Source organism: Desulfobacula phenolica (assembly GCF_900105645.1).
Taxonomy (GTDB): domain Bacteria; phylum Desulfobacterota; class Desulfobacteria; order Desulfobacterales; family Desulfobacteraceae; genus Desulfobacula; species Desulfobacula toluolica.
In genome coordinates this window covers 1-3,190 of the sequence record NZ_FNLL01000019.1, presented here as the reverse complement: position 1 = coordinate 3,190, position 3,190 = coordinate 1, and the positions used below count along the sequence as shown (strand labels likewise).

At 35.0% G+C, this 3,190-nt stretch carries 3 protein-coding genes; all 3 read left to right on the top strand.

Annotated features, from left to right (window positions below; all coding sequences use genetic code 11):
• Nucleotides 1-240: 240 nt before the first annotated feature.
• Nucleotides 241-1,119: a restriction endonuclease gene (locus BLT94_RS20135; RefSeq protein WP_092238188.1), complete on the top strand. Its 879-nt coding sequence runs from the start codon at nt 241-243 to the stop codon at nt 1,117-1,119.
• 255 nt (nt 1,120-1,374) lie between these two features.
• Nucleotides 1,375-1,983, top strand: a complete 609-nt coding sequence (locus BLT94_RS20125; protein WP_092238183.1) for a hypothetical protein — start codon at nt 1,375-1,377, stop codon at nt 1,981-1,983.
• Between the two features lie 10 nt (nt 1,984-1,993).
• A complete protein-coding gene (locus BLT94_RS20120; RefSeq protein ID WP_092238180.1) occupies nt 1,994-2,962 on the top strand; it encodes a Kiwa anti-phage protein KwaB-like domain-containing protein in 969 nt (322 codons plus the stop codon).
• Nucleotides 2,963-3,190 lie beyond the last annotated feature (228 nt).

Below are 3,190 nucleotides of genomic sequence, written 5' to 3'. Positions count from 1 at the left end.
AAAACATTCAGAAGCACAATTCAGTCATGGTGTTTGTCCAGAATGTGAAAAACTTCATTATGGTAATTTAATTGAAGAGTCCTAACAGGCGGGTGAACCGGACAGCAAGGGTCTCATTCTTTTTAACGGTTGAAAAAACTTTTGAATAATGTGCTTTTAATTAACTTTTTTGGAAACCCTTGCTGCCCGTTACCCAAACGTTGAGCTTCACTCGAATCAAACTAAAAGAACGGAAAATCAATGGAATTACCGAAGTTTAATGAAACCTTTCTTCCAATATTGGAAGTACTTAAAGATGATGAAATTATCAAAGGTCGAGAGTTGGTTCGTATTGTCGTAGAACAGTTTTATGCTGACTTGCCGCAAGATCTGCTTGAACAGACCACAAAAAGTGGCGATCGTTTAATCGAAAATCGTATTGCTTGGGGAAAGTCTTACTTAAAAAAGGGCGGTCTGGTGCATTATCCACAACGTGGCTATGTTCAGATTACCGATAAAGGAAAATCCATCAAGCCAGAAAAAGTTTCTCTTGATGACTTACAATCTAATGTTATCACCTTTTATGAACCAGAAAATAAATCTGTATCAAAAACAAAAATAGAAGCCGATGCAAGCCCGCAAGATTTAATTGATTCAGGTTTTGAGCAAATTGAACGCGAAATAAAGGATGAGTTACTTTCAAAGCTTAAAGAGGTTGATCCGTATGCGTTTGAAAAAATGATTTTAAGGTTACTTAAAAAAATGGGTTATGGTGACTTCATAGAAACAGCAAAATCCGGCGATGGTGGCATAGACGGTATAATTAACGAAGATCAGCTTGGGCTTGAAAAAATCTATATTCAAGCTAAACGTTATAGCGAAAATAAGGTTCGTGAAACTGATATACGAAACTTTATTGGTGCCATGAGCGGGGATACCACCAAAGGAATCTTTGTAACCACTTCATCTTTCGATGAAAAAGCAAAAGTGAAAGCCAGGGATGCGCATCACAAAATAATCTTACTGGACGGTTCAAAGCTTGTTGATTTAATGCACAAGTTCAATGTTGGTGTACAAACTAAAAGCTATTACGAAGTAAAGGTTATCGATAATGACTTCTTTGACTCTGAAGAAATTTAGCCTAAATAATACGGTTAAGATAAATGCCATAAAAAGCCCAACCAGCGGGTGAACCGGACAGCAAGGGTCTCCTTCTTTTTAAAGGTTGAAAAACTTTTCAATGATGTGCTTTCAATGAATTTTATTGGAAACCCTTGCTGCCCGTTACCCAAACGTTGGCGAGTCGTGGGCAGAAAAATGCAGCAGTGCCGTTCAAACGCTCTCAGCTATTCAGTGAGATACAATAGTCGAGTTTTAATATAAACAGAGGTTAAAATGCACAGAAGGACTACTACAACATTATTACCTTCAATTGCCATTTTCATTAGTGGGTATACTCCATTATTTCTAATAATGATAATTAAAGATATTAAAGAATTTGTTTGGTATGAACATGTCCTAAAAGAACCATTCTTCATAATAAATAAAATAGTACTCCCTTATTGGGTATCAGTTAAAAATGCAAATGTTGTTATTTCACTTATTGCAATATCGATAATTAGTTTGCTGCTATTACGATATGTGCTTAACAACATAACTAATAATCCATTTGAAATTAGAATCATAACTGCGAAAAGTCGTTCGAGTGAAGTTGTTAACTATACAATTCCATATATGATATCATTTGTTGCGTTTGATTTGAATCTGTGGCAGGACATCGCCTCGTTAATTTTATTTTTGAGTGTTTTATGTCTGTTGTCAATAAGAAGTCAAAGTATATTTATCAATCCTATACTGTCAGCCATAGGTTATGGATTGTATGACTGTAGCTATAGTGAAGGTGGAATCACGAAAGAATGTGTAATGCTGTCAAAAGACGATTTATTACCTGATTCAGATGAGAAATATAAAAAGTTAAATAATTATATGGGAATAATTTCATAACAAGGTAGATATGATGCAAGAAAAATTACAAACTTTGGTGCAAATCAAAAACAAAAACTTTGAAGAGTTAAATAATCGTTTATGGGTTATTAAGAAATATAGTCGGGGTGGTGTTAATCATTATAAGGCATTATCTACTGCCATTGAGGGACTTGATGGTGACTTGAATTTAGCTTTAAAAAAATTTTACTGTGGCTTTGACAATGTTATTGAGCCTATTAGAACACTTTCTGCTTACTCTGCGTTAACTATTGATACAGATGAAGACAGAGCATTAGTTCACTCTGTTGATAAAACGGATTTCAACGTAATCATTAACAAGATTAAGGAAGGGGCTGATAATGAGCCTGTTATAAATATAAATGAGTTTAATAATGCTTGGGCCTTAGTTGTTGAGTTTTCAGGTGGGCAAAATAAATTTTATGCTTTCTCCAAGATAAAAGGTGGCTGGAATTTAAAACGAAAAACAACTGCTAAAAACTGGGTATTTCGGGAGGGACATTTTAAGAAGGTAGAAGTTGAAAGAACATTCACATTCCGGGACTATTTTGATTTTGTGTCATATGGCAATGACGTATTCATCCGTGACAAAGCGCACTATGAATTAGGACTAAATATTCGCAAAGGCCTAGAGGCAAAGAGAGATATTTTAGTTCATGAATTAGCAGAAAATGGTATTATCGCTTCAGTTGATGATTTAAAGGTTGCTATAGGGACAAATAAAACACTGCTAAGACGACTTGTAGCAGCAGAAGAGACACGTTATTACGAAGATCAACAGTTCATTGAAGACATGAAAAATATTGTTGATGAACATGGTTGGCATTTAACAAATGACGATTCTGGTAAATTTATAATTGATGAGAACAACATTGATCTATTCCTTAAGTTAATTAACGATAAACGATTCATTTCATTAATAAAAAAACAAATGGTAGATGCTGACGTCGTTGAAGTTGTACAGCCGACTCCTGCTTGATAAGCATCGCGAGTCAAATATTCTTATAGTGCCAACAGGCGGGTGAACCGGACAGCAAGGGTCTCCTTCTTTTTGAAGATTGAAAAACTTTTAAATGATGTGCTTTCAATAAGCTTTATCGGAAACCCTTGCTGCCCGTTACCCAAGCGTTAGAAGGAATCAGAAGAAAGCGTTATGAGTTTATTTTTGTGCATATTAAGTGATTCTATCATTTTTATAGCTCTTCAT

Coding starts and splice junctions, on each gene's coding strand:
- BLT94_RS20135 (WP_092238188.1), top strand. CDS start 241: ATGGAATTACCGAAGTTTAATGAAACCTTTCTTCCAATATTGGAAGTA.
- BLT94_RS20125 (WP_092238183.1), top strand. CDS start 1,375: ATGCACAGAAGGACTACTACAACATTATTACCTTCAATTGCCATTTTC.
- BLT94_RS20120 (WP_092238180.1), top strand. CDS start 1,994: ATGATGCAAGAAAAATTACAAACTTTGGTGCAAATCAAAAACAAAAAC.